The 22,759-nt window shown below is 43.6% G+C and carries 25 protein-coding genes and 1 pseudogene; 17 read left to right on the top strand and 9 right to left on the bottom strand.

What is annotated here, in order from left to right:
- Positions 1-107 precede the first annotated feature (107 nt).
- From noc to ACW5MY_RS19570, 3 genes are all read left to right on the top strand, one after another.
- Entirely contained in the window at positions 108-959 is an 852-nt protein-coding gene (gene noc, locus ACW5MY_RS19580; protein WP_007615083.1) for a nucleoid occlusion protein, read from the top strand.
- 298 nt (positions 960-1,257) lie between these two features.
- Positions 1,258-2,019, top strand: a complete 762-nt coding sequence (gene soj, locus ACW5MY_RS19575; RefSeq protein WP_004392964.1) for a sporulation initiation inhibitor protein Soj — start codon at positions 1,258-1,260, stop codon at positions 2,017-2,019.
- Entirely contained in the window at positions 2,012-2,863 is an 852-nt protein-coding gene (locus tag ACW5MY_RS19570) for a ParB/RepB/Spo0J family partition protein (protein ID WP_013354270.1), read from the top strand. Before soj ends, ACW5MY_RS19570 begins: the two co-directional genes overlap by 8 nt.
- 29 nt (positions 2,864-2,892) lie before the next feature.
- Here ACW5MY_RS19570 and yyaC read toward each other — a convergent pair whose 3' ends face one another.
- Positions 2,893-3,507, bottom strand: coding sequence for a spore protease YyaC (gene yyaC / locus ACW5MY_RS19565; RefSeq protein WP_013354269.1), 615 nt, complete (start codon positions 3,505-3,507; stop codon positions 2,893-2,895).
- A gap of 219 nt (positions 3,508-3,726) precedes the next feature.
- Positions 3,727-4,137 (bottom strand): GNAT family N-acetyltransferase, encoded by a 411-nt coding sequence (locus tag ACW5MY_RS19560; RefSeq protein WP_013354268.1) that lies wholly within the window; start codon positions 4,135-4,137, stop codon positions 3,727-3,729.
- 173 nt (positions 4,138-4,310) lie between these two features.
- Here ACW5MY_RS19560 and ACW5MY_RS19555 point away from each other — a divergent pair, with 173 nt between their 5' ends.
- The 12 genes and pseudogenes from ACW5MY_RS19555 (at position 4,311) to ACW5MY_RS19500 (ending at position 13,654) form a co-directional block, all read left to right on the top strand.
- Positions 4,311-5,315, top strand: a complete 1,005-nt coding sequence (locus ACW5MY_RS19555) for a YkvI family membrane protein (RefSeq protein WP_041481692.1) — start codon at positions 4,311-4,313, stop codon at positions 5,313-5,315.
- A gap of 85 nt (positions 5,316-5,400) precedes the next feature.
- On the top strand, positions 5,401-5,607 hold the full coding sequence (locus ACW5MY_RS19550; protein ID WP_004392973.1) for a DUF951 domain-containing protein: 207 nt from the start codon (positions 5,401-5,403) through the stop codon (positions 5,605-5,607).
- Between the two features lie 46 nt (positions 5,608-5,653).
- On the top strand, positions 5,654-7,657 hold the full coding sequence (locus ACW5MY_RS19545; RefSeq protein ID WP_289394062.1) for a molybdopterin-dependent oxidoreductase: 2,004 nt from the start codon (positions 5,654-5,656) through the stop codon (positions 7,655-7,657).
- A gap of 126 nt (positions 7,658-7,783) precedes the next feature.
- Positions 7,784-8,884, top strand: coding sequence for a redox-regulated ATPase YchF (ychF, locus tag ACW5MY_RS19540; protein WP_289394061.1), 1,101 nt, complete (start codon positions 7,784-7,786; stop codon positions 8,882-8,884).
- Between the two features lie 111 nt (positions 8,885-8,995).
- The gene (rpsF, locus tag ACW5MY_RS19535) at positions 8,996-9,283 is read left to right on the top strand and encodes a 30S ribosomal protein S6 (RefSeq protein ID WP_013354264.1); all 288 of its coding nucleotides are present in this window, start codon (positions 8,996-8,998) and stop codon (positions 9,281-9,283) included.
- Between the two features lie 39 nt (positions 9,284-9,322).
- Positions 9,323-9,841: a single-stranded DNA-binding protein SsbA gene (gene ssbA / locus ACW5MY_RS19530; protein ID WP_013354263.1), complete on the top strand. Its 519-nt coding sequence runs from the start codon at positions 9,323-9,325 to the stop codon at positions 9,839-9,841.
- Between the two features lie 43 nt (positions 9,842-9,884).
- Complete coding sequence (rpsR, locus tag ACW5MY_RS19525; protein WP_004392983.1) at positions 9,885-10,124, top strand: 30S ribosomal protein S18; 240 nt, start codon at positions 9,885-9,887, stop codon at positions 10,122-10,124.
- Between the two features lie 188 nt (positions 10,125-10,312).
- A pseudogene (locus ACW5MY_RS19520) lies at positions 10,313-10,900 on the top strand (bifunctional transcriptional activator/DNA repair enzyme AdaA).
- Positions 10,893-11,420 (top strand): methylated-DNA--[protein]-cysteine S-methyltransferase, encoded by a 528-nt coding sequence (locus tag ACW5MY_RS19515; RefSeq protein WP_289394060.1) that lies wholly within the window; start codon positions 10,893-10,895, stop codon positions 11,418-11,420. Before ACW5MY_RS19520 ends, ACW5MY_RS19515 begins: the two are co-directional and overlap by 8 nt.
- 38 nt (positions 11,421-11,458) lie before the next feature.
- Positions 11,459-12,217, top strand: a complete 759-nt coding sequence (xth, locus tag ACW5MY_RS19510; protein ID WP_289394059.1) for an exodeoxyribonuclease III — start codon at positions 11,459-11,461, stop codon at positions 12,215-12,217.
- Positions 12,218-12,279: 62 nt separating this feature from the next.
- Entirely contained in the window at positions 12,280-13,218 is a 939-nt protein-coding gene (locus ACW5MY_RS19505) for a LacI family DNA-binding transcriptional regulator (protein WP_289394058.1), read from the top strand.
- Positions 13,219-13,273: 55 nt separating this feature from the next.
- Positions 13,274-13,654 carry a VOC family protein gene (locus tag ACW5MY_RS19500; RefSeq protein WP_289394057.1) on the top strand — a complete coding sequence of 127 codons (381 nt, stop codon included), beginning with the start codon at positions 13,274-13,276 and terminating at the stop codon, positions 13,652-13,654.
- 32 nt (positions 13,655-13,686) lie between these two features.
- On the opposite strand, the gene ACW5MY_RS19495 is transcribed toward ACW5MY_RS19500, so the two are convergent.
- Complete coding sequence (locus tag ACW5MY_RS19495; protein WP_289394056.1) at positions 13,687-15,018, bottom strand: MFS transporter; 1,332 nt, start codon at positions 15,016-15,018, stop codon at positions 13,687-13,689.
- A gap of 215 nt (positions 15,019-15,233) precedes the next feature.
- Here ACW5MY_RS19495 and ACW5MY_RS19490 point away from each other — a divergent pair, with 215 nt between their 5' ends.
- Positions 15,234-16,127 carry a CPBP family intramembrane glutamic endopeptidase gene (locus tag ACW5MY_RS19490; RefSeq protein WP_289394055.1) on the top strand — a complete coding sequence of 298 codons (894 nt, stop codon included), beginning with the start codon at positions 15,234-15,236 and terminating at the stop codon, positions 16,125-16,127.
- Here the strand turns inward: ACW5MY_RS19490 and ACW5MY_RS19485 are convergent.
- The 6 genes from ACW5MY_RS19485 to ACW5MY_RS19460 form a co-directional block, all read right to left on the bottom strand.
- A complete protein-coding gene (locus ACW5MY_RS19485) occupies positions 16,124-18,193 on the bottom strand; it encodes a thioredoxin domain-containing protein (RefSeq protein WP_289394054.1) in 2,070 nt (689 codons plus the stop codon). The genes ACW5MY_RS19490 and ACW5MY_RS19485 overlap by 4 nt on opposite strands.
- 698 nt (positions 18,194-18,891) lie before the next feature.
- On the bottom strand, positions 18,892-19,239 hold the full coding sequence (locus tag ACW5MY_RS19480; RefSeq protein WP_462061919.1) for a hypothetical protein: 348 nt from the start codon (positions 19,237-19,239) through the stop codon (positions 18,892-18,894).
- Between the two features lie 87 nt (positions 19,240-19,326).
- Positions 19,327-19,548, bottom strand: coding sequence for a hypothetical protein (locus tag ACW5MY_RS19475; protein ID WP_289394053.1), 222 nt, complete (start codon positions 19,546-19,548; stop codon positions 19,327-19,329).
- 560 nt (positions 19,549-20,108) lie between these two features.
- Positions 20,109-20,954 carry an alpha/beta fold hydrolase gene (locus tag ACW5MY_RS19470; protein WP_289394052.1) on the bottom strand — a complete coding sequence of 282 codons (846 nt, stop codon included), beginning with the start codon at positions 20,952-20,954 and terminating at the stop codon, positions 20,109-20,111.
- A 92-nt stretch (positions 20,955-21,046) separates the two neighbouring features.
- Entirely contained in the window at positions 21,047-21,325 is a 279-nt protein-coding gene (locus ACW5MY_RS19465) for an ArsR/SmtB family transcription factor (protein ID WP_125123541.1), read from the bottom strand.
- Positions 21,326-21,586: 261 nt separating this feature from the next.
- Positions 21,587-22,060: a GNAT family N-acetyltransferase gene (locus ACW5MY_RS19460; protein WP_013354249.1), complete on the bottom strand. Its 474-nt coding sequence runs from the start codon at positions 22,058-22,060 to the stop codon at positions 21,587-21,589.
- Positions 22,061-22,180: 120 nt separating this feature from the next.
- Here ACW5MY_RS19460 and ACW5MY_RS19455 point away from each other — a divergent pair, with 120 nt between their 5' ends.
- Complete coding sequence (locus ACW5MY_RS19455) at positions 22,181-22,633, top strand: MarR family winged helix-turn-helix transcriptional regulator (RefSeq protein WP_013354248.1); 453 nt, start codon at positions 22,181-22,183, stop codon at positions 22,631-22,633.
- Positions 22,634-22,759 lie beyond the last annotated feature (126 nt).

Below are 22,759 nucleotides of genomic sequence, written 5' to 3'. Positions count from 1 at the left end.
TGTGACAATTCCATCATATTTTCTGCAAAATTGATGAAGATACAGCAGGAAAAACCATGAGAAAATAGAATTATAAAAATGGCAGTTTTTAAAGGTGGTGTAGGTACATGAAGCATTCATTCTCTCGTTTCTTCGGGTTTGGTGAGAAGGAAGAGGAACCGGAGATAGCTGAGCATGATACAAATAAAGAAGAGATACTCGAGATACCGGTACATGCTATCGTTCCCAACCGTTTTCAGCCACGCACCATTTTCTCAGATGAAAAGATCAAAGAGTTAGCAATGACGATCCATACACACGGCATCATTCAGCCGATTGTTGTCAGACATACAGAAGATGAAGGCCAATATGAGCTCATTGCGGGTGAAAGGCGCTGGAGAGCGGTACAGACGCTTGAATGGGAGAAGATTCCCGCAATTATAAAGGATTTCTCTGATACGGAAACGGCATCTGTCGCTTTGATTGAAAACCTGCAGAGGGAAGAATTGTCCTCCATTGAGGAAGCTCATGCGTACGCAAGGCTGTTAGAACTTCATGATTTAACACAGGAAGCCTTGGCGCAGCGTTTAGGAAAGGGCCAGTCAACGATTGCGAACAAGCTCCGATTGTTAAAGCTTCCGGAACCCGTTCAGGATGCGATTATGGAGAAAAAAATCACGGAACGCCATGCAAGGGCCCTGATCCCGCTCAAACAGCCGGAGCTTCAGGTCACTTTGCTTGCGGAAATCATTGAGAAAAGCTTAAATGTCAAGCAGACGGAAGACCGAGTGGTGAAAATGCTTGAACAGAATAAGCAGAAACCAAAGCCGAGACGCAAAGCGTTCAGCCGAGATACACGAATTGCAATGAATACGATTCGCCAGTCATTGTCCATGGTGGAAGACAGCGGCGTCAGACTGAATACTGAGGAAGAAGAATTCGAAGAGTACATTCAGCTTACCATTCGGATACCTAAATAAAAACTCTCCTGATCAGCAGGGGAGTTTTTATTTTAGTCAAAAAACTATTTTAGGATAATGATAGATTTATTGTACACCATACATTATAAATGTAAAAATTTATATTTTTTCGTCGTATATTGTCTTTTCACAGTCAAAAAAGTCACTTTATCGGAGAACTTATAAGGGAAAGTGTCTTTTTCGTTTACATTTTTTTCACTTGCTGATAAACAAATTATGAAAAAAATAAAACGCTTTACTCTTTTTTTGATAAGATAGAAACAAGACAGTACATGTTCATGTGAAGGTAGGTGACATCGTGGGAAAAATCATAGCAATTACGAACCAAAAAGGCGGAGTCGGGAAGACAACGACTTCTGTTAATCTGGGGGCTTGCTTAGCTTACATAGGTAAAAGGGTTCTTCTTGTTGATATTGATCCGCAGGGCAACGCAACGAGCGGATTAGGGATTGAAAAAGCCGATGTGGATCATTGTGTGTACGATATTTTAGTAGATGACGCAGATGTAACAGAGATTATCAAACCGACTTCAGTAGAGAACTTAGATGTCATTCCAGCCACGATCCAGCTTGCGGGAGCGGAAATCGAATTGGTTCCGACGATTTCAAGAGAGGTCAGGCTGAAAAGAGCATTAGAATCAGTGAAACAAAATTACGATTACATGATTATTGATTGTCCTCCGTCTCTCGGGTTATTAACGATTAATGCGCTTACCGCGTCAGATTCAGTTGTTATCCCGGTTCAGTGCGAATATTACGCTCTTGAAGGATTGAGTCAATTATTAAATACAGTTCGGCTTGTGCAAAAACATTTAAATACAGACTTAATGATAGAAGGAGTGCTTCTGACGATGCTTGATGCCAGAACGAATCTCGGTATTCAAGTTATAGAAGAGGTGAAGAAATACTTTAGAGATAAAGTGTATCAAACCATTATCCCTCGCAATGTCCGTTTAAGTGAGGCGCCGAGTCATGGCAAGCCGATCATATTATACGATCCGCGTTCGAGAGGTGCGGAAGTATATTTAGATTTAGCAAAGGAAGTGGCAGCGAATGGCTAAAGGCGGGCTCGGAAAAGGGATTAATGCGTTGTTTAATCAAGTTGATTTGTCTGAAGAGACAGTGGAAGAGATTAAGATCAGTGATTTACGCCCCAATCCTTATCAGCCAAGAAAACAATTTGATGATGAGTCATTAGCTGAACTGAAGGAATCCATCATTCAGCATGGCATTCTTCAGCCCATTATCGTGAGAAAATCATTGAAGGGCTACGATATTGTAGCCGGCGAACGCCGTTATCGCGCCGCAAAACTTGCCGGTAAAGAGACAGTGCCGGCTATCGTGCGGGAGTTATCTGAATCGTTGATGCGGGAAATCGCCCTATTGGAGAACCTTCAGCGGGAAGATTTATCACCGCTTGAAGAAGCTCTTGCATATGATTCACTGCTGAAGCATTTGGATATTACGCAGGAACAGCTCGCTAAACGGCTCGGGAAAAGCAGACCTCATATTGCCAACCATTTAAGACTGCTGACGCTTCCTGAAAGCATCCAGAACCTCATTGTAGAAGGTACGTTATCCATGGGGCACGGCAGAACCCTGCTCGGTTTGAAAAATAAAAACAAGCTTGAACCGCTTGTGAAGAAAGTGGTTGAAGAACAGCTTAACGTCCGTCAGCTTGAGCAGCTCATTCAGCAATTAAACAGTAATGTTCCACGTGAAACAAAGAAAAAAGAACCTGTTCAAGATGTTGTGTTAAAAGAGCGGGAATCGTATTTGCAAAATTACTTCGGAACAACAGTCAATATTAAGAGACAAAAGAAAAAGGGGAAAATTGAGATTGAGTTTTTCTCAAATGAAGACCTTGAACGTATCCTTGAGCTTTTGTCTGAAAGAGAAGCGTAAAAACCATCTTTTAAAAAAAGATGGTTTTTTTATATACGTCTTGTCAGCTTATGAAACGGACTGAGCCGTTCCTGGCGGCCTTCTGTTTTATCTGTCAGCTGTAATCCCTCTGCTAAAACATTCGCCATGCTCATAACAAGATGGAGCCTCGTATTCTGCAAAACAAAATACTCCATAAACCCGCTGACATTGACGATTCCATTGATATGGACGTCACCGATCTCAGGAAGGTCTTTTTGAACACCAGCTCCGGGTTTCAGCGGCCCATCGCCGATTTGAAATGACCCTACGCTTTTAACGCGGCCTAAACAAGCGTCAACCGCAATAATAAACGGATTTTTATGTATATGGTGAATATCTTTCAGTTTGTCTTTCATATTTACGGCGTGAACGGGATCTGACAGTGTACCGTAAACGTGCAACCTGCCTAATTTCATGTTTTCTAACTTTGTTCCTACGAGCGGACCTAATGAATCTCCGGTCGATCGATCTGTACCGATACATACGGTGACTAACGGTCGGCCGGCTGCTTTACGTAAAGATGAAGCAAGGATCGCTTGTATTTGATTCGCGGCAGAAGAATCTGTATGAGACACATATTGTTTTGCCCGTTCTTGAGAAAAAAGCCCGCCTTTTCGATTCATAGGGTTCACTTCCTTGTCATGTCATACGAGTATTACACTGATGTTTTTGATGATGTATGGTTGTTTACAGTATATCCAGCACCGCCTTTTTTTATGCTTATGCAGTGATCAGCATACCGATTGTTTGAAAAGAGCGGGATAGAAAAAAGAACTTAGAGCTGTTGTTCTCTAAGTTCATGAAAGATATAAGACCGTGTGATCTTTTTCTGTAGGTGAATTCTATTGAGCGCAGAGTTTTTTGCCGGGTTCATTTGTTGAAGTAACTGAGAGATGGAGCTGTTCCGTGTCTTTCATCTTCTTTGCCTGGCTGATGGCTTTGGTCATTAACGCTTTTCCTGCGCCTGACCCCCGGTATTCGGGAGAAACATACATAGAACCGATAATCGCAATGTGTCTTAGTTTATACAGAGGCTGCTTGGATATCTTAATGATTCCTATCAGTCTGTCTTTTTCAAAAGCGCCAAGCATGATGGCATTGTCGGCTTCGATCCTGGCTTTGAATTTTTCGGGCAGCCATTCTTTCTCCTCATTATGGCTGACGGCGAAAGCGTCCGGGTGATCCTTTAAAGCTTCGAGTCTGATGTTGGAATAGGGCTGAGTATCACTTGCGGTTAAACGCCTGATGTACATGAGTTTGGGCTCCTTATAATAATTTCATAAAATAATTTTCTGATTAGTCAATTATTTTTATCATACCATATTTGTCCCGTTTGTATGAATGATTGCCGCTGTCACTCAATATAGTAGCAATATGCGGAGATTATCTGAAATTTTATGAGGTGATAAGGGTGTGGAGAGCCGGGATGAGGTGGATGCTGCTCATATTAAGCAGCCAGATTGGGGCCGGTTATGCAAGCGGGCAGGAAATATGGCAGTTTTTCGGTGTTGAAAGCGGACTGGCTATTATATTGTTTACAGTCATGTTCACCATTTCGGCTTATATAGTGTTGAAGATCAGCTATCGTGTTCAATCAACGCACTTTTTACCTGTGCTTGAGCATCTGATGGGGCCGGCTCTTGCCAAAATCTATGATGTACTTATTATGTTTTATTTGTTTTCAACGACGACGGTCATGATTGCCGGAGGCGGTGTGACGCTGCAAATGTACAAGCTGCCGTTTTGGATCGGTATTTCTCTTTTTTGCATCGTGACCGTCTTTTTATTCTTTTGGGATATAAAAGGAATATTATCTTTGAATAGTATTTTGATACCGATTCTTGTAGCCGGGCTTTTATATGCATTGATCTTTTTTCAGACAACCCATCATTACACGTGGACGATAGATTTGACCCGGCAATTTAATTGGCCGGCAAGTATTACCTTTACGTCATTAAACATCCTTTCTGTTGTGGCGGTTCTTTCTTCTGTCGGAAAGGATATGAAAGGGCTTGGGGAAGCGAAAATCGCCAGTATTGCAAGCGGGCTTATTTTTGGTGTGATTTCTTTTGTTTACAATGAAACGCTTGTGCAGCTTTCAGGCAGTCTCACACAATACGAGATTCCTCTCTTTGCCGTCCTTGAAGGCGCTCCTTACCCGTTATTTCTTTGTATGGCCGCGGTACTTTTTTTAGCAATCTATACGACAACCGTGACCGGTCTGTTCGGACTGTCCAGCCGCATGCTTGTATTTGTGAAATTGCCGAGATGGATGCTCGTCTTTCTTCTTTTAGCTGTGATGGTGCCTTTTACGACAATCGGCTTTTCAGATTTAATCGCCATTTTGTATCCCATTTACGGGCTATTAAGTCTTTATTTGCTGGTATGTCTTCTTCTTTACCCTATATTAGGAAGATGGAAAAAAGTATAATGCTCATTTTGAGTGCGGCCGTTGCTCTTATCCTGTCTTTTTTTGTACAATAAATAAAGCAGTCTATGAAGAGAGGTGAAGGGTCTTGGCGGATAAAGACTTTGGCCTGAATGATATTGTTGAAATGAAGAAACCGCACCCTTGCGGTGAAAACAGGTGGAAAATCATTCGGATGGGAATGGATATTCGGATCAAATGTACGGGGTGTTCCCACAGTGTCATGATTCCGAGAAGAGATTTTGAGAGAAAGCTGAAAAAAGTACTCGTCAAGCATGAGGAGCCTACATCATAAAGGCTGGCGCTCATGCTTTTTCATATAGAGGAGAGGAAGAGGCCTGATGAGCAAAGTGCATCAGTCAGCGTGCCCGCTGAATTGCTGGGACAGCTGCGGCTTTTTGGTGACAGTTGAAGATGGGAAGGTGACGAAAGTAGACGGAGACCCGAATCACCCTATTACAGAAGGGAAAATTTGCGGCCGGGGCAGAATGCTGGAGAAGAAAACGAATGCTCCGGAACGGCTTCGTTATCCTTTGAAAAAGATAGACGGCGAATTTGTCCGTATTTCCTGGGAACAGGCGTTGGATGAAATTGCTGAAAAAATGGCGGTGATTAAGGAAACGTTTGGCACTGCCGCTGTGCTGCACAGTCATGACTACGCAAATAACGGTCTTTTGAAGGCGCTCGACCAGCGTTTTTTCAATGGATACGGCGGTGTGACGGAGATTGCGGGAAGTATTTGCTGGGGTTCCGGAATTGAAGCGCAGCGCTGGGATTTCGGGCGCTCTTACGGGCATGGACCGCTTGATATTTATCACAGCAAGCATGTGATCGTATGGGGCAGAAATGTGTCCCGGACGAATATGCACCTCTATCATCATTTGCAGCAGGTGAAGAAAAAAGGGGCGACACTGACGGTCATCGACCCTATTTTTAATCCGACCGCAAAGCTTGCCGACCGGTATATATCCGTCAAACCCGGCATGGATGGCTGGCTTGCGGCCGGTGTTTTGAAAGTATTATGCCAAACCGGCAGAACGGATGCCGATTTCATTCAAAAGCATTCAGTTGGTTTTGAAGAAATAGAAAAGCTGCTGCGCGCGATTTCTTTTGATGAGATCATTGAGAAAACAGAAACGTCTTTAGAAGAGATTGAATATCTTGCTGATCTATATGCAGACGGTCCCGCTTCTACTTTTATGGGTCTTGGGATGCAGAGATATAAAAACGGCGGCGGGACGATACGCTGGATTGACGCTTTAGCGGCGGCGAGCGGAAATGTCGGTATTAAAGGCGGCGGCGCAAACTTTGGAAATGTGCAAGTCGGTGAAAGCTTTGCGAAAACCGAACTCACCCGTCCTGATCTGAAGAAAAACGCAAGAACGTTTTCGATGATGACTCAAGCCGAAGAAGCGTTGAATGCAGCCGACCCGCCGATTGAGATGATCATCGTGACGTGCGGCAATCCGCTGACACAAGTGCCGAATACAAAAAAAGTGAAGGAAGCGTTCGAAAAAACACCGGTTACAGTAGCTATTGATTCGATCATGACCGATACGGCAAAGCTCTGTGATTATGTGCTGCCGACGGCCGCTGTTTTCGAAGAGGAAGATATTTATTACTCCAGCATGTATCATCACTATGTGCAATATGGCAGAAAGCTTGTGGAACCGCAGGGGGAGGCGAATTCAGACCGATGGATTTGGACGGAGCTGGCAAAGCGTCTCGGATTCGGAGAGCTGTTTGATTATCGTACGGAAGATTTCTTGAAAATGGGGCTTTCTTCTTTGGAGGAAGAGGGGATCACCCTTGAGCGATTAAAGGAAAAAGGCCATATGCCGCTCCCGGTCAAACAGGTCCCGTGGGATGATTTCCAATTTTTAACCCCAAGCGGGAAATTTGAATTCATCTCGTCGTTGGCAGAAGAGAAAGGATACAGCGGTCTCCCTCAATTGGAAGTGCCGGAGGAGTCTGTTTATCACGACGGCGCGCTGGCCGAGAAATATCCGTATACGCTGCTGTCCATTCACCCGCAGCGCTCTAACCATTCACAGCACGTGCCGTTTATTGAAAAACTTCAGCAGATTCAGGTGGATCTGTCGCCTGATATCGCCGAGGAGCTTGCCCTTCAGGACGGAGATACGGCAGAGGTATACAATGACCGCGGGCGTCTGCGCGGCAGGGTGAAAATCATGAAGCAGGCTCACCCCAAGACGGTGAATATAGATGAAGGCATGTGGTCGGCATTCGGAGGCTCCGTCAACATGCTCACAAAGGATTCAAATTCCGATAATGGAATGGGAAGTACGCTTTTTGACTGTCTGGTAGCGGTTAAAAAAGGATAATCTAAGGAGAGAGAGTGCGGGAAATGCTTTTTTCTCAGCTTGTCTTTTCCTATGAACCTCCTTATAATTGCTCTAGGTTTACAATACGTTTATACGATGATGGTTTGATATAGAGGAGATGAAAGAATGGCTTTAACTGCTGGAATTGTCGGTTTGCCGAATGTCGGAAAATCGACGTTGTTTAATGCAATTACCCAGGCTGGTGCCGAATCAGCCAACTACCCGTTCTGTACAATTGACCCTAACGTGGGAATCGTGGAAGTGCCTGATGAACGTCTGCAAAAGCTGACTGAATTGGTAAACCCGAAAAAAACGGTGCCGACTGCGTTTGAATTCACTGATATCGCGGGGATCGTAAAAGGCGCATCTAAAGGTGAAGGACTCGGAAATAAGTTTCTTTCTCATATCCGTCAGGTAGATGCGATCTGCCACGTTGTACGCGCATTTGCTGATGACAATATTACGCACGTGTCAGGGAAAGTCGATCCGATTGATGATATTGAAACGATCAATCTTGAATTGATTCTTGCCGACATGGAGACAGTCGAAAAGCGCATCACGCGGGTAAGCAAGCTTGCGAAGCAAAAAGACAAAGAAGCGGTTTTTGAGTTTGACATTCTGTCTAAATTAAAAGAAGCTTTCGAACAAGAAAAGCCTGCCCGTTCCGTTGAATTTACGCAAGAACAGCAAAAGCTTGTGAAGCAGCTTCATTTGCTTACGTCAAAACCTGTGCTTTATGTGGCAAATGTGAGCGAGGACGAAGTGGCTGATCCTTCAGGAAATGAATACGTTGCGAAAATCCATGAGTACGCCGCGGGGGAAAATGCCGAGGTTATCGTCGTCTGTGCAAAAATCGAGTCTGAAATTGCTGAATTGGAAGGCGAAGAAAAGCAAATGTTCCTTGAAGAGCTCGGCATCGAAGAATCAGGTCTTGATCAGCTGATTAAAGCGTCATACTCTCTTCTCGGCCTTGCGACATACTTTACGGCGGGGGAACAGGAAGTGCGCGCTTGGACATTCAGAAAAGGCATGAAAGCTCCTGAGTGTGCGGGTATCATCCACACAGACTTTGAACGCGGCTTTATCCGCGCTGAAACGGTTGCTTATGAAGACCTTTTGGCAGGCGGCGGAATGTCCGGAGCGAAAGAAGCCGGAAAAGTGCGTCTGGAAGGTAAGGAATATGTAGTCCAAGACGGAGATGTCATTCATTTCCGATTTAATGTATAGGACACAGTTGTAAAGGGACAAGAGCTTTGGTATAATATAAACTTGTGAGTAATAGAATTATTGCTCCTTGCCCATTATAGGGCCGCTTAGACCAAAAGGAGGTGCAAACAGATGAAAAAGTACGAAGTTATGTACATTATCCGTCCGAACATTGACGAAGAGTCAAAGAAGGCAGTTATCGAGCGTTTCAACAACGTTTTGACTTCTAACGGAGCGGAGATCACTGGAACAAAAGATTGGGGTAAACGTCGTCTTGCTTACGAAATCAACGATTTCCGTGACGGTTTCTACCAAATCTTAAACGTTCAGTCTGACGCTGCAGCGGTTTCTGAATTCGACCGTTTAGCTAAGATCAGTGACGATATCATTCGCCACATCGTTGTTAAAGAAGAAGAATAAGCAATTTGAAATATATAATGTTAAAAGGTGGTCTTTCATATGCTTAACCGAGTTGTATTAGTCGGAAGACTAACAAAAGACCCAGAGCTTCGTTATACGCCAAGCGGTGCGGCTGTCGCCACGTTTACTCTAGCTGTGAATCGTACATTCACGAACCAGTCCGGAGAACGTGAAGCCGATTTCATTAATTGTGTCACTTGGAGAAAACAAGCCGAAAACGTTGCAAACTTTCTTAAAAAAGGAAGCCTTGCCGGCGTAGACGGCCGTCTTCAGACAAGAAATTATGAAAATCAGCAGGGACAGCGTGTCTTCGTGACAGAAGTCCAAGCTGAAAGTGTTCAATTTCTTGAGCCTAAAAACAGCGGCGGTTCTGGTTCAGGCGGATACAACGAAGGAAACAGCGGCGGAGGCCAATACTTTGGCGGAGGCCAAAATGATAATCCGTTCGGCGGAAATCAGAACAACCAGAGAAGAAATCAAGGGAACAGCTTTAATGATGATCCATTTGCCAACGACGGCAAGCCGATTGACATCTCGGATGATGATCTTCCGTTCTAATAGATTATCGCTATATTCATAACAAGAAAGGTGGGAAATGACAATGGCAGGAGGACGCAGAGGCGGTCGTGCGAAACGCCGTAAGGTTTGTTACTTCACTTCTAACGGCATTACGCACATCGATTACAAAGATGTAGATCTTCTTAGAAAGTTTGTTTCTGAGCGTGGTAAAATCTTACCTCGCCGTGTAACTGGAACAAACGCGAAATACCAACGTAAATTGACTATCGCGATCAAACGCGCACGTCAAATGGCTTTACTTCCATACGTAACTGGCGAGTAAGCCGAAAGAAAAGAGCAAGAGCCCGCGGGCTCTTGCTCTTTTTTTATATCACTCAATCCCCTTCCGAAATGTTCCACATGAAACATAGAAATGCTTCTGGGTCTTATCTTTGTTATCTTGCTCCTCTATTCAAATAAGCGTACTTATGTAATGGATTTGTTTATACTGAGAAACAGGGGGTGGCTGAGATGAAAACGGAAAGAAATATCCTGACAGATGAAAAGTGGAATGCAATCATTTACAATGATGCTTCCTATGATGGGACATTTTATTATGCCGTAAAAACGACGGGGATTTTCTGCCGGCCTTCTTGTAAGTCGAGAGTTCCGAATAAGGAAAACGTGCTGGTATTTGATACAGCTGATGCAGCGCTGGAGAGAAATTTTCGTCCTTGTAAAAGGTGCCGTCCCAACGGTCTGCGTCTTCCTGATGAAGAATGGATTGCGCAAATCACCGAGTATATTGACAGCCACTATCACTAATCACTGACTCTGAGCGTACTGGCCGATATGTGTCACGGCAGCCCCTATCATTTGCAGCGGACATTTAAAAAAATCAGTGGGCTGTCTCCCATTGAGTATATTCAGATAAAAAGACTGACGAAGGCGGCGCACCTTTTACTCCATACTGATAAGACAGTTATGGAGATCGCTCTGACTGTCGGAATTCCAAACACAGCACATTTCGCGACTCTTTTTAAAAAGAGAACGGGAAGTTCGCCTACAGCATACAGAAAAACTGCCGGAAAGGGACGGGGAGAGGTTCACTATGAGTAAAGAAAAGATGATCTATTGGACACTCTTCACACGGAATGAGTGGAGCCTGTATACAGCCGCCACTTCTAAGGGGCTTTGCTTTATAGGTTCGAATCATGGAAACTTTGAAGAGCTTGAGCGATGGGCAGGAAAAGCAATGCCTCAACACCGCTTGGCGCGTGATGATGAAAAACTGGCGCCTTACACGGCAGAGCTGTCCGAGTACATCGAAAACGGCAGATCAGCATTTTCAGTGCCGCTGGATCTTTACGGAACACAATTTCAGCTGGCTGTATGGAAAGCGCTGATGGACATACCGTACGGTGAGACATACTCTTATTCGGATATTGCAGAAATGATTCAGAAACCGGCAGCCGTAAGAGCCGTGGGCGCCGCAATCGGGGCAAATCCGGTGTTGATTACGGTTCCATGTCATCGTGTCATCGGGAAAAACGGCAAACTGACTGGTTTCAGAGGCGGTTTAGAAATGAAAAAGCAGCTGCTGGCACTAGAGGGCAGAAACATTGAGACACTGAAGTAAGATTGTTAATACCGGCTGAGCCGGGCGGGAGGGAACATATGAAACTGATTTCTTGGAATGTAAACGGCTTGCGTGCCGTGATGAAAAAAATAGATATCAATACTTACCTGCAGGAAACGAAAGCCGATATTCTTTGTCTGCAAGAAACAAAAGTACAGGACGGACAAGTATCATTGCAGCATGAAGGATACCATGACTATTGGAACTATGCAGTGAAAAAAGGCTACTCAGGCACGGCTGTTTTTTCGAAAGTAAAGCCGCTGCAAGTGTCTTATGGATTGGGAATTGACGACCATGATCAAGAAGGACGGGTGATCACGCTTGAGTGTGAGAATGTGTTCGTCGTCAACTGTTACACGCCAAATGCCAAACGCGGGTTAGAGCGAATTGATTACCGTCTTCAGTGGAAAGCGGATTTTAAGGATTATCTGCAAAAGCTTGATCAGAAGAAGCCCGTGATATTATGCGGCGATTTGAATGTTGCGCACAGGGAGATAGACTTGAAGAATCCAAAAGCCAACCGAAAGAACGCAGGTTTCTCGGATCAGGAGCGGGCAGCGTTCAGTGTACTGCTGAATGCCGGATTTACCGACTCATTCCGCTATTTATATCCCGATCAGGAAGGCGCGTATTCCTGGTGGTCTTACAGGACGAATGCACGCGAGAAAAATATCGGCTGGCGGCTTGATTATGTTATTGTTTCAGACAGGCTGAAGCAGCGGATCACCCAGGCGGCCATTTGTGCTGATATCATGGGTTCGGACCATTGCCCTGTTGAAATGACACTGGATTTATGATGAGATAGCAGTAAGAGAAATTCACTCTTGCTGCTTTTTTATTACCGAAAATGGAGGAGCACATGGCAAATATAAAAGAGATTGCGAAACTGGCGAATGTGTCGGTGGCTACCGTATCACGCGTGCTAAACAACCATCCGTACGTATCTGAGGAGAAAAGGCGTCTTGTGAACCAAGTGATGAAGGAGCTGGATTATACGCCTAATCGAACCGCCATTGATCTGATTCGCGGAAAGACCAATACGATCGGCGTGATATTGCCGTACAGTGATCATCCCTGCTTTGACAAAATTGTAAACGGTATCACGAAGGAAGCGTTTGCCCATGATTACGTGACAACTCTTCTCCCCACCAACTATGACCCCGATATAGAGATTACATATTTCGAACTGTTGAAAATGAAAAAGATTGACGGACTGATTGTCACCTCCCGCGCGAATGAATGGGAAACAGCCGTGCCTTACCTTGAATACGGCCCCATTGTCGCCTGTGAATATACACAGCACCAAGCGATTCCCTGCGCTTATAATGACAGACAGGCGGCATACAGAGAGAGCTTTTTGTATTTGAAAAACCGCGGGCATCGAGACGTTGCTTTTACATGTGTGCGGGAAGCGGCAAAAAGCCCAAGTACGACCGATAAGGTAAACGCCTATAAAGCAGTTTTCGGTTCTTTTGATGAAACTCGCATTCTGATCGGATGCCACAATATGGACGACGGAAAGCGTGCTGGTGAGCACTTCCGGGGTTTCAGCAAGCCGCCGACGGCTATTTATGCGCACAGTGATGACGTGGCTGCCGGCTTGTTCCAGTTTGCGAAAGAACAGAAATGGGACGTGGAGATCATCGGCGAGGGAAATGTGAGCGTCAGCCGGGCATTGAATATTCCTTCCTTGGAACTTCATTTGGAACGGGTCGGAAAGGAAGCGTTTTTGCTGTTTTTGAACGGAGAAACCGCTAAAAAACAAATTATGCATCAATTTCAGCGGAAAAAGACTTGAGCTGAAATGGATTTCATGCCTTATAAATAGATTGAGAAAAAAAGGAGGCGGCCATATGAAAATTGAACATGCGGCGATATGGGTGAAAGATTTAGAACGAATGAGAGAGTTTTATGAGAAATACTTTGGCGCAAAAGCCAATGACCTTTATCATAATGAGAAAAAGGATTTCAAATCGTATTTTCTTTCATTTGACTCCGGATGCCGGCTGGAAATTATGAAAAAAGGCGGCATTGAGGAAACGCCGTCACAGAATATGACCGGGTGGGCGCATCTCGCATTTTCTACAGGCAGCAAGGAGCGGGTGAATGAACTGACGGAGACGTTTAAAAATGACGGATTTCAGGTTGTAAGCGGCCCGCGCGTGACGGGTGACGGATATTATGAGAGCGTGATAGAGGATTGGGAAGGCAATTTGATAGAAATCACAGTGTAACAGTGCGGAGTGAGTCCGCACTGTTTTATTGTTTAAATTTGCTGTGCATTTGTTTTCGGGCCGAAGAGGATTAACAGAACGGAACATAGAAGCCAGCAGCCGCCGATAAACAAAAAGACGCTGATGTAGCCGAGCTTTACGGCAATAAATCCGACGAGCAAAGAGCCGAATATGTTGGAAAAACGGCCGAGCCCGTACGCCAGCCCGCTCCCTGCCGAGCGATATTCCGTAGGATACGGCTCCGATGTGTATGCGTATAGATTTGAGGTGAATATCCGTTCTGTGACGTTGACGACAAATCCAAACACAATAATCATGACGGGAATAAACGTCATGCCGTACAGCAGACCGGCGACTGCAGTCAGAAAAGCGCTTGCGGCCAGAATCCATTTCCTTTGGAACCTTTCGGATATCATGGATCCGAGCAATGCGCCAAGCGGGGCCCCGACAGAGTGCAGCACATTGTACCACAGTGTTTTTTCCATGGTGATGCCGTGGCTTTTAAGCAGGCTTGGCACCCATGAAGCAAAGCCGTAAAAGCCAAAGGTTTCAAGGATCCATACCGCAGAAAGGATGATGGTGATTTTTAGATTCCTGCCCTGAAAAAGCCCTAAGTAGCCGGCGTGCTTCACGGCATGTACTTCTGCTGCTTCTTTCGGTGCGGGGAGCGGGCCTTTTTCTTTTTCTACACGGATTTCAAGCCGATTCATAATGGTGTTTGCCTGGTCATAATCACCGCGATTTTCGTGCCAGCGCGGGGATTCCTCAAGCCGGCGGATAAAAAAGAAATAAATGAGACCGGCCGCGCCCCATACAAAGACGAGCCGCCATCCCCATGAGCCTAAAGGAATGACAAAAGCGGATACGACGTTTGTGACGGGAACGCCGATCATTCCGATCATGGCGCAAAAGGAGATATATTTTCCCCGTACGGAGGATGGAAAGAACTCCGCCAAGTAGCTGTTCGTCACAATCATGGCGGCTGCGACGCCGAGCCCTGTCAAAAATCTGAAAATCATTAAGGAAGGAATGTCCCATGCCAGCGCATTCAGAAAAGATGAGATCGAAAAGATAAGGACAAAACAATTCAGCGCTTTTTTCCTGCCGATCCGATCGGACAGCCTTCCGCCGAGGGAGGCGCCTAAAAACATGCCCAAGAAGGATGCAGCCGTAATGTCAGCAATGGTGGACAGCTCTACACCCCAATGCTCAATCAGCGCCGGAGCCACATTACTGAGCGTAAACAGATCAGCGAGATCGAAAAAATAGATGATTCCGAGAGCGGTTAATACTTGATAGTGCACACGTGAAATGGGGAGACGGTCTAAACGGTTCGCTACATTTGAGAATGTCTGATGTTTCATAAAAAACCCCCTGACTTGGCAATTGTAATCAGAAAACACTGTAAATTAATCTGACAAATACATTATAAAGGTCTTTTTTTGGCAAAAACAGAGTGTAAATAACCAGAGCCGAAGGAAACGGCATAGCGCTTTCTTCTTAAAAATATATGAAATTTCCTATATCTGTTTCTGTTTCTATTGTAAAATGTTGAAGGAAAGGAAGCTGATGCATAAATATGAATACTTTTGTACGGCCCGCCGAGGGAAAAAATAGTGTATGGAGATATCTTCTTTCTCTGCTGGTCATAGTGGGTTTGTTCTTATTCGGAAGCATATTGACCGTATTTTATATGCTTCTCATATCCGAGTTCAATCCGTCATTGACGATAAACTGGGATGAGTTGGCATTAGGTGACCCGCTGGCGGATATTTATTTACAGCATATCGTCTACTTCATAGCGATTCCGGGCATTTGGATAGCGGTTCGTTTCATTATGAAACGGCGGTTTTTATCCATTATCACACCGAATCAGTCGCTGAACTGGAAGAGGATTTTCTTTGGATTCGGCACTTATATTTTGCTGATGTTTATTGCGGGGCTGGTTGATTTTTTAATCCACCCGGATCGATTCTCGCTTCAGGAATTCCATGCTTCGCGCTTTTTGCTGCTGTTAGCGGCGGCCGTCTTTTTGGTGCCGATTCAAACCTCTGCGGAGGAATTTCTCTTTCGGGGTTTTCTGCTTCAGTTCGCCGGAAAATTGACGGCAAACGCGGTGGTTCTGACTGCCATCATCGGCGGATTATTCGGCGTCCTTCACTTCGGAAATCCGGAGATGGAAAATGGGGCTCTCTGGGCTGGAATCGGATATGTCACCATTGGTGTGATCTGGACCTTTATCACGATTAAAACGGGCAGTCTGGAGCTGTCCCTGGGCGGCCACGCTGCCAATAATATGTTTTTATTTATCTTTCTCACCGAGGATCATTCGGTTTATGGCGCCATTCCATCGATATTTTCATCAGCCGGCGGCTATGAAATATATGATTGCATATCGAGTCTGGTGATCAATATGATCTTCGCATGGCTCGCATTCCGTTTTGTTAAAAAAGAAAAGCAGCAGGCCGCCTAGGCTCTGCTGCTGATTTGTAATACATTCATCGCTTCATCAATATCCGTGGTGGGTCTGCGGCAGGTGAAATTCTCACAAATGTAAACCGTCGTTTTTCCGTCAATCATTTCATAACCCGCGGCAAAATCAGAAATGCCTGCAAGCTCTTCCGGATGTTCCGCGGCGAGAATTGTATAGGCGGGAGTGAAATGCTCCTGAAGCGCTTCAATGAACCGCTTTCTGTCCGGGTCATCTTTGCTTCCGAAAACGACGATTTCTTTTTGAGGCATTATGTGCGCCAGTACGCTTTGCATGAAGAAAGCGCTGCTGCTCGGATAGGCCTCTATTTCCCGTTTAAAAACGGAAAACATGGCTTCGGCTTTTTCAATCAGCGATACATCACCCGTCAGGCGGCCGAGACGAAGCAGCTGAACGGCTGCCGCGCTGTTTCCGGAAGGGACGGCACCGTCGTAGACTTCTTTTTCTCTCACAAGAAGGGTCTCGGCATCATTCCCGGTAAAGAAAAATCCTCCGTGCTGTTCATCCCAGAACAGATCCAGCATGCTTGTACATAACGTTTTCGCTTTCTTCAAATAAGACGGGTTAAAACCTGCTTCATACAGTTCAAGGTAAGCCCAGATGAGAAAAGCGTAGTCATCGATAAACCCTTTGTTTTTAACTTCGCCCTCACGATAGCGGACCATGACGCGCCCGTCCGGTATGAGATGCCGTTCGAGAAAACGGATCGCTGTTTCCGCCATGCCGAGAAAGTCCGGCTCATGAAATACCTTTGCGGCTTTTGCCAGTCCGGCAATCATGAGCGCGTTCCATGAGGTCAGCACCTTGTCATCTGTGTGCGGATAGCTTCTGTTTTCCCGCGCTTCCAGCAATTTTATTCGTGCGCCTTCAAGGCGTTCGGTCAGCTCATGTTCAGTAAGTCCGGTCTCTTCAAGGATGGCCTCACGCCGCGTGAAAATGAGGTTCGGAATGTTTTCTCCTTCGAAATTGCCCTGTTCTGTGATGTTATACACCTTGCAATAAAGTGAGCCGAGTTCGTCACCGAGCAGATTCATGATTTCTTTTTTAGACCATATGTAATATTTCCCCTCGCGGCCTTCTGTATCGGCGTCTAATGCTGAGAAAAAGCTGCCGTCCTCATGCATCATTTCCCGCTGAATAAACGTTACGATCTGCGTCGCAATCTGTTTGTAGCGCTCATTGTTCGTGACTTGATAGGCTTCTGTATAAGCGCTGAGGAGAAGGGCGTTGTCATACAGCATTTTCTCAAAATGCGGGACGAGCCATTCATTATCAGTCGAGTATCGGGCAAATCCGAACCCGATGTGGTCAAAAATACCGCCGTTCGCCATGCCGTCGAGTGTCTTGGTTACGCCGGCCAATGCCTGTTCCTTGCCCGTATAGCTGTAGTAGCGAAGCAGAAACAGGAGCATATGCGGCATTGGAAATTTCGGAGCCTGGCCGAACCCGCCGTACACCGTATCAAACCCGCCTGCCAGCTGGCGATACGTGTCATGTACCGCTTGTTCGCCAAGCATGCCCTCGGTCGGATGAACTTTGACTTCAAGATGAGCGGCGGCGTTTTCCGCGATATCCTCGACATGCTGCCGATCATTCGCAAACGTTTCGGACAGATGTTCAAGCACATCGATAAAACCCGGGCGGTTAAATTTGCTCGTCTTCGGAAAATACGTCCCCGCATAAAACGGCTTCTGATCAGGTGTGACGAACACATTCAGCGGCCACCCGCCCTGCCCCGTCATCAGCTGGCAGATTCTCATATACACGGAATCGACATCAGGCCGCTCCTCACGATCAACCTTGATGGCTATAAATTTATCATTTAAAATACCGGCGATCTCTTCGTCCTCAAAGGACTCGTGAGCCATTACGTGACACCAGTGACAAGTCGAATAGCCGATGCTGATAAGAACCGGCTTGTTTTCGCGTTTTGCTTTTTCAAAGGCTTCTTCTCCCCATGGGAACCAGTCCACTGGGTTATGGGCGTGTTGGAGTAAGTAAGGTGACTTCTCTGTGATTAAGCTGTTGGGTTTATTGTTAGCGGGCATGGGATCACCTTTTTTCGTTTTTTTATTTACATTTAGGTTATCACACTAATTATAAATAAATACAAAACTTAGCCGATTTACTTGAAAGAGAGGGAAGGAAACATAGTATAATGTTTAATTATGTTAGGATTCCATATGAAGTTTTAATATCTAAGTTGAATTCATGGTATTTAACCATAAAGAAAAAAAAGACTGAAGAAGCTCAAAACAAGAAGTCAGAAATGAACCCTTTTAGAAGAAGTCGAAATGAAGCAAGATGTCCTTCCTCCTATATTATCAACTTTTAGATTTTAGACACGAACTAATGTTAATTTTTATTTGAGATCAAAAGACGTTGAAGAAGTTAAGAATACCTACGAAATTTTGAAAGAAAAGAAGGCAGTTTATCAAAAATGATTGAGTATTATTTCTTTTTTTATGGGAATGTACGAAATCAGAAGTAAAGAACTTTAGCTGAAACTAAATTATCAGAGATTGAAGGTGAGATTGAATGTGGAGAATCCGAATTATTGATCTAATAGGCGTGGCACTAATAACATGTTACTGAATGTAAAAAAATCCATTGTCGGGAAAACAGCATACCCCTTCAGAAATCTGCTGTTTTCTTATCACAATCTCAAGATCGCCAGATAAATACAATTTGCAAAAAGACAAATCAAAACTAAACTTAAATATTTATTTTTTATCTAACGTACTTACTATTCTTGAGATAAATAATTAAAATCCGTTTCTTTAAGTTTAGGGAGTTTTTTGTCTATTTTTAAAGTGGACAATAACTCTTGAACATACTCTCGAATTGCAAGCATGTCAAATGGAAAATCGAAATCAAACTCCTCTTTAACAGTTAAAGTGTCCATTACATATGAACAATTATATTTCATACCTAAAAGGTCATCATTAAAACTTAGTACATCTTGATATGACAATTCAGATAACTCAAAATGGGAAATTAGAAATATTTTTACATTATTACCTTCTTCAGAATCTAGCGATCTTTCATCAATGAATAACAAAAAAGCAGTTCTGTCATCATCGTTTAATTCCACTTGAAAGAATTCAAAATCTCTTAATCTCAATAAACGTTTAAATCTCGTGTTTAAAGTTCTCATATTCCTTTATCTCCGTTTCTTAATTTAAGCTACTAATGCAATGGCTAATGCCGCAGCTAACACAATAAGAGGTGTAGGATCAATTACCATCTGCCACCAGCTTTTTTTATGTACTTGTTTTCGAGCTTCAGAAAGTTGATTTTCTTTTTTCTTATACTTTTTCCATTGAGAAGTACTCTTTAATTTCTTGACTGCTGATTTAGGTGCTTTTGATAAGTGACTTCCATCATGGCTTGTTCCATCCATATTTTCACTGGCAATTTCTTTTTTTCCATTGTATACATGTACATGCCATTTACCAGTCTTTTTATCATGAGGCTCATCAAATCTAGCTTTATAACCTTTCCCTAAATTTACTCATTCTCCACCGCAGCGTGTGCTGACTGGCTCATTGAAGTTGAGAAAACAGCAAAGCTAAATACAATCGTCATCATAATAACTAATGACTTACTGAAAACTTTTAATAATGCAAACATCTCCTTAATCATGTAATCACTCAAAGTTATACAAAAAGAAAGATGTATTTTATTAATCATTGAGGAAATTAAGTTAAATTTAAGGTGATATTACCCAATAATACAGGTATTATTACACTATAAGAACAAATCATGACATCAATGACAAGTCGAATAGCCGATGCTGACCAGCATCGGCTCAAACAAATATTGATTATCGGATATTAAATATTAGCTTATTCAGATTATATCGGGAGAATAATTCTAATCAATCTTTTCAAGATTATTCTCCCTGGTTTGCTGTTAATGAAGACGTCATACTATATACAAGCAGTGAAACTTATTTAAAGTCTATGCATCAAGAAAAAGCTTCGCATGTTCGGCAAATAGGTGAGGATATTGAAACAAGTGTCCGTGTCCAGAATCCGGATAAATGATGAGTTGGGCGTTAGGGAGATGTTGTGAAAGAATATAACTGTTCTCGGTTGGAACCATAACGTCGTCAATACCGTTTGTTACGAGTACGGGGTGCGTGATATTGTTTAACCATTTATATGATTGATCTGATCCTTGTTTAGCCCATTCTGCTATTGCCTCACTTTGTGCTTTAAGCACTTGCAAAGAACTATTAAATTTTTTCTGGCCAAAAATACGTTTTAATGATGCAATTCCACGTGCACGGCTAGTTTCTGTTGGACGATAAAATAGGAACAAGAATTGTTCGATGGCGGAATCAGCATCTTCTATATTGCCCGTGCTGGCCTCACGTACATCATTTCTGGATCTTAATCCGGTTCCTGATCGAGGAGCGGTTCCAGCCAATATAACTCGGCGAATTAAATCAGGATGCTGCATGACTAACTCTTGAGCTACAAAGCCGCCAAGGGAAAAGCCCAAAATATCGACCTGTTTCAAACCTAGTGCGTTAATGAAGGATGCAGCATCCTTAGCCATTTGAGCTACAGTAGAAGGCGTTTCACCACTTGATTCACCGATACCGGTATTGTCAAAAATGATAACAGGTCTATCTGCAGCCAACCTCCCCATAAGCTCTGGGTCCCAATTTTCCATTGTTCCTCTGAAGTGGACTAAACAAACAAGAGGGGTTCCTGTCTCTTTTCCAAATTTTCTATAAGCAAAATGAACTCCGTTTGCCTCTACGAACTCTGACTTTTCTGGTATGAAGAATGTTGACATTTTTAAAACTCCCTTCAAATTAACGTTTATGTAAGTGTATTCTCGGTATTTCTATAAATACTGAAATAATGGATGTGAAGAATTTTCCCACTTTATTTATTGAGTAAAGTGGGGGCATATTGCTCTAGGACTTGGCGATTTAAACGATAGTAACGAAACGTTCCTTCTTTTCGAACGGATAGAAGTTCACAATCCAGCAACGGTTTTAAATGGTATGTTAATGTTGATTGGGAAGTGATATTTAAACGAGTGCCCATATCTAAGCAAGCCATCTCTGAATGTTCGGTGAGCATCTTCACAATCTTTAAACGTGTTGATTCGCCGAGCGCTTTGTATATTTTAACAGCTGATTCGTGTGTCAGTTTAATCATCCCCTTTCATCATATTTGATTATATTTCAGTATTTCTTGAAATACCGTATTTCAAGTATTTGTATTTGTCAAGGCATAACCGTTTCAAGTAAAGTTTTATACTCGGGTGAAGCCCGCTTTAAATTGTTTCTGGGTAAGAAAAAAAGCCCCTGTATAAGGCTTTCGTTATTTTATAGATAGGCCTCTTCTCCCCATGGGAACCAGTCCTCAGGGTTGTGGGCTGCTGGAGCGTCTTCTTTCTGATTCGTTTTTTTTAAAAGATCAAAAAAGAAGGGATCCGGATGTTTCACTGTCATTAGGCGAAGCCAACTCTTTTGTCATTAAGACATGCGGGATGCCGTCTTCCATAAATTCCGGTGAACTTGTCTGATAGCCCAGTTTGTGATAAAAGCCTTCCGCATGTGTTTGTCCATGCAGTTTACATTGAGTGATGCCTTTTTCTTTCACGATGTTTTCTAATTCGCGTATCATCACTTTGCCTAATCCGTATTTGCGGTAAGGCTTCAGGATGCAGATTCGTTCGAGCTTACCTGTATGGTTTACGATGCGGACGCGTCCTGTGCCGACAGGCTGATTTTCATGAAAAACCAAGATATGGCGGCACTGTTCCTGAAGCGTATCGAACTGATCAAATTCATCAGATTCAGGTACTTGCTGTTCCTCGATGAATACCGTTTTTCTAATATCAAAAGCTGTTTGTAAATCAATTTCCGTTGTGATTCTTTTTATCTTCATGATCAATCAATCCTTTTCACATATTAGTCTGGACTGCACGGCTTGCTTGTGGTCTTATAGAAGTAACGATAAAACATTTTTATTGCAAATGCAATAAAAATACGAAGGGTTTGAAAAGATATGACTGATATTTTGCGGGAAATCGGCATGATCGCACGGGCATTGGATTCCATCAGCAATATTGAATTTAAAGAATTAGACTTAACCAAAGGGCAGTACCTCTATCTTGTGCGAATATGTGAAAACCCGGGGATAATACAAGAAAAATTGGCGGAAATGATTAAAGTTGACCGAACAACAGCGGCGAGAGCGATAAAGAAACTGGAAATACAAGGGTTTATTGAAAAGCATCCTGATGATCAAAATAAAAAAATAAAAAAACTGTTCCCGACTGAGAAAGGGAGAAAGGTTTACCCGTTATTGCAAAGAGAAGGAGAGCACTCTGCGGAAGTAGCCTTGTCCGGCTTTACGCCTGAAGAAAAAGAAACCATTTTCAGCCTCCTTCAGCGGGTGAGAAAAAATATAGAACATGATTGGGAATATGTGAAGAAGGGAAACAAAAGAGAATATTAATGGATGTTAATTCCTTTTACTGTTTTTGAATGATAATGGTCATAAATGGATACGTTATCTGTAAAATCACCTTTTTTGGTTCCTGCTTCAAAATCGGCTGACAGGCTTGTTTTTTAACGAAAAGTA

It is taken from the genome of Bacillus sp. Bwzl_19 (genome assembly GCF_054900515.1).
The sequence above is the reverse complement of the archived record's forward strand: the minus strand, read 5'-3'. Positions and strand labels throughout refer to the sequence as shown.

Bases quoted from the DNA above. Each gene is read 5' to 3' on its own strand.
- noc (WP_007615083.1), top strand. From the start codon at position 108: ATGAAGCATTCATTCTCTCGTTTCTTCGGGTTTGGTGAGAAGGAAGAG.
- ACW5MY_RS19475 (WP_289394053.1), bottom strand. From the start codon at position 19,548: ATGGATGGAACAAGCCATGATGGAAGTCACTTATCAAAAGCACCTAAA.
- ACW5MY_RS19495 (WP_289394056.1), bottom strand. From the start codon at position 15,018: ATGAAACATCAGACATTCTCAAATGTAGCGAACCGTTTAGACCGTCTC.
- ACW5MY_RS19515 (WP_289394060.1), top strand. From the start codon at position 10,893: ATGAGTAAAGAAAAGATGATCTATTGGACACTCTTCACACGGAATGAG.
- ACW5MY_RS19455 (WP_013354248.1), top strand. From the start codon at position 22,181: ATGACTGATATTTTGCGGGAAATCGGCATGATCGCACGGGCATTGGAT.
- ACW5MY_RS19560 (WP_013354268.1), bottom strand. From the start codon at position 4,137: ATGTACATCAGGCGTTTAACCGCAAGTGATACTCAGCCCTATTCCAAC.
- ssbA (WP_013354263.1), top strand. From the start codon at position 9,323: ATGCTTAACCGAGTTGTATTAGTCGGAAGACTAACAAAAGACCCAGAG.
- ACW5MY_RS19490 (WP_289394055.1), top strand. From the start codon at position 15,234: ATGAATACTTTTGTACGGCCCGCCGAGGGAAAAAATAGTGTATGGAGA.
- ACW5MY_RS19555 (WP_041481692.1), top strand. From the start codon at position 4,311: ATGAGGTGGATGCTGCTCATATTAAGCAGCCAGATTGGGGCCGGTTAT.
- ACW5MY_RS19470 (WP_289394052.1), bottom strand. From the start codon at position 20,954: ATGTCAACATTCTTCATACCAGAAAAGTCAGAGTTCGTAGAGGCAAAC.
- ACW5MY_RS19485 (WP_289394054.1), bottom strand. From the start codon at position 18,193: ATGCCCGCTAACAATAAACCCAACAGCTTAATCACAGAGAAGTCACCT.
- xth (WP_289394059.1), top strand. From the start codon at position 11,459: ATGAAACTGATTTCTTGGAATGTAAACGGCTTGCGTGCCGTGATGAAA.
- ACW5MY_RS19505 (WP_289394058.1), top strand. From the start codon at position 12,280: ATGGCAAATATAAAAGAGATTGCGAAACTGGCGAATGTGTCGGTGGCT.
- ACW5MY_RS19465 (WP_125123541.1), bottom strand. From the start codon at position 21,325: ATGATTAAACTGACACACGAATCAGCTGTTAAAATATACAAAGCGCTC.
- rpsR (WP_004392983.1), top strand. From the start codon at position 9,885: ATGGCAGGAGGACGCAGAGGCGGTCGTGCGAAACGCCGTAAGGTTTGT.
- ACW5MY_RS19500 (WP_289394057.1), top strand. From the start codon at position 13,274: ATGAAAATTGAACATGCGGCGATATGGGTGAAAGATTTAGAACGAATG.
- yyaC (WP_013354269.1), bottom strand. From the start codon at position 3,507: ATGAATCGAAAAGGCGGGCTTTTTTCTCAAGAACGGGCAAAACAATAT.
- ychF (WP_289394061.1), top strand. From the start codon at position 7,784: ATGGCTTTAACTGCTGGAATTGTCGGTTTGCCGAATGTCGGAAAATCG.
- ACW5MY_RS19570 (WP_013354270.1), top strand. From the start codon at position 2,012: ATGGCTAAAGGCGGGCTCGGAAAAGGGATTAATGCGTTGTTTAATCAA.
- rpsF (WP_013354264.1), top strand. From the start codon at position 8,996: ATGAAAAAGTACGAAGTTATGTACATTATCCGTCCGAACATTGACGAA.
- ACW5MY_RS19460 (WP_013354249.1), bottom strand. From the start codon at position 22,060: ATGAAGATAAAAAGAATCACAACGGAAATTGATTTACAAACAGCTTTT.
- ACW5MY_RS19545 (WP_289394062.1), top strand. From the start codon at position 5,654: ATGAGCAAAGTGCATCAGTCAGCGTGCCCGCTGAATTGCTGGGACAGC.